General features: G+C 68.6%; 2 protein-coding genes. Both read right to left on the minus strand.

Annotated features, from left to right (window positions below; translation table 11 throughout):
- On the minus strand, window positions 1–2,112 hold a 2,112-nt coding region (locus QMG73_RS46105; protein ID WP_281906508.1), incomplete at its 3' end, for a condensation domain-containing protein.
- A 30-nt stretch (window positions 2,113–2,142) separates the two neighbouring features.
- A partial coding sequence (locus tag QMG73_RS46110; protein WP_281906509.1) for a phosphopantetheine-binding protein occupies window positions 2,143–2,366 on the minus strand: 224 nt, incomplete at its 5' end.

Consider the following 2,366-nt stretch of genomic DNA (forward strand, 5'->3'; position numbering starts at 1 on the left):
GCGTTCGCGTGCCATCAGGGCGGTCAGCTGCTCGGGGTCGTGGAGGTGCTCGCGGGGAGCGCACACCAACAGGGCGCCGCTGGCCAACGTCGCGAACGTGTCGAAGACACTCACGTCGAACGTCGGGTTCGCGAACTGCAACACCCGATCCGCGGGAGTGAGGCCGAACAACTCCCGCGCAGAGACCACGAAATCCGTCACGTTGCGATGGGTGACAAGCACACCCTTCGGACGCCCCGTCGAACCCGACGTGTAAATCAGATAGGCCAAGTTGTCCGGACGCGTGCGCACCGGTGGCGGCCCATCGTCGGTCCCGGACGCGAGCAGGTCGCTTTCGGTGATAACCGTGACGGCACCAGCGTCCTCCACCTGATACCGCAACCGCTCCACCGGATGCGACGGATCCAACGGAAGCCACGCACCACCGGCAAACGTGACCGCCAGCTGAGCCACGATCAGGTCGATCCCCCGCTCCAGCCGGATCCCCACCACCGACTCCGCGTCCACACCCCACTCACGCCGCAACACCCACGCCAACCTGCAGGCGCGCCGACCCAACTCCCCATACGAGATCTCGGAATCGCCGAACCGCACCGCCGGCGCCTCCGGACGCGAACCGATCTGCTCGAGGATCAGATCCCGCAACAACGAACCGTCCGCGACCGGCGCCGGCACTGGGTTCCAGTCCTCGACCATCCGCAGCGCCTGCTCATCGGACAACAACCGGAACTCGCTCAACCGCCGGCCAGGATCACCGACCGCCTGCCGCAACACCAACTCCAGATGCTCCACCAAGCGCCGCATCCGGCTCTGATCGAACAACTCCGTCGAATACTCCACCGACACCCGCAGCCGCCGGTCCGGGAGTTGGCTGACCGCGACGGCGACGTCGAAGCGCGACTGGCTCGTGGTGCCGGGCAGCGGTTCCGCCGGGACGCCGCCCAGGACGAACTGCCCCGTCGACCAGCCCGCCGGCTGGAAGGAGAAGCTCACCTGAAACAGCGGGTTGCGGCTCGGGTCGCGCTCCGGTTTGAGCGCGTCGACGACGAGGCTGAACGGTACGTCCTGGTGAGCGCTCGCCCCAAGCACGGTGTCGTGGCAGCGACCGGCCAGCGCCCTGAAGTCCGGGTCGCCGGCCAGGCTGGTACGCAGTACGAGCGTGCTGGCGAAGTAACCGACCAGCGGCTCCACCTCTGACCGGGTGCGGCCGCCGAAGACCGAGCCCACCGCCAGGTCCTCCTGACCGGTGTAGCGGGCCAGCACCACGAGGAAGGCGGCCTGGAGTACCGCCAGGAACGACACTCCCTCGGCTCGGGCCAGGTCGGCCGCCGCACCACCGAGCTCGGCATCGATGTCGGCTTGCAGTGACGCACCGCTCCAGGTGCGGGTGGCGGGCCGCGGCCGGTCCGCTGGCAGTTCCAGCTCCGGCAGCCCGTCGAGGCGTTCCCGCCAGTAGGCCAGTTGCTCGCCCTGGCGCGGCGAGGTGCGTTGCCAGGCGGCGACGTCGACGGGTTGGATGGCCAGCGCCGGAAGGGTCGCGCCGTCGTAGAGGGCGGCCAGTTCGCGGGTGAGGATGCCGATCGACCAGCCGTCGGCGATGATGTGGTGCACCGCCATCGTCAAGACGTGGTCCCGATCGCCGAGCCGGATCAGCCCAGCACGAAACAACCCACCCGCCACCAGATCGAATGGGCGGTCCGCCTCGGCTTGGACGTACTCCGCGACGGCGTCTGGCCGCTCACCCAGATCGACGACCGGCAACGCAAAGCGCTTCGGTGGCGGATCGATCACCTGAAAAGGTCGCCCGTCAGCCGAATCGAACCGCGTGCGCAGCGCCTCGTGCCGGCCGACCACAGTGGTCAGTGCCCGCTCCAGCGCTTCCACATCCAACGAGCCTCGCAACCGCCACGCGAACGGGATCGTGTACACCGTCGAACCCGGGTTCAACTGATGCAGAAACCACAACCCCTCCTGCTGAAACGACAACGGCAACCGCCCATCCCGCGACACCCGCGTCAGCGCTTCCGCCGCGGTCGCGGGTTCGGGCTTCGCCCGTCGCAGGCGCAACTCGATCAGGGCCCGGCGCTTCTCCTCGACCGTCTGGTCACTCACGCTGTGCTCCTTGTCCGATGTGGTCGCCGGTCAGCCGGACTCCGCGGCCAGTAGCCGGTCCAGTTCCTCCTCCGACAGCGCGGCCACCTCCGCCTCGACCCGCCGGCGCTGCTCCGCGTCGATCAGCTCGGCCAACGCGCCCAGGGTCGGGCTCCCGAAGACCTGCCGGAGGTCGATGTGGTGGCCCAGGGTGTCGTGGATGCGGGAGATGAGTTGGATGGCGCGCAGGGAGTTGCCGCCGTGGGTGAAGAAGT

This window comes from Phytohabitans aurantiacus (assembly GCF_027923225.1).
In the GTDB taxonomy this organism is placed as follows: Bacteria; Actinomycetota; Actinomycetes; order Mycobacteriales; family Micromonosporaceae; genus Phytohabitans; species Phytohabitans aurantiacus.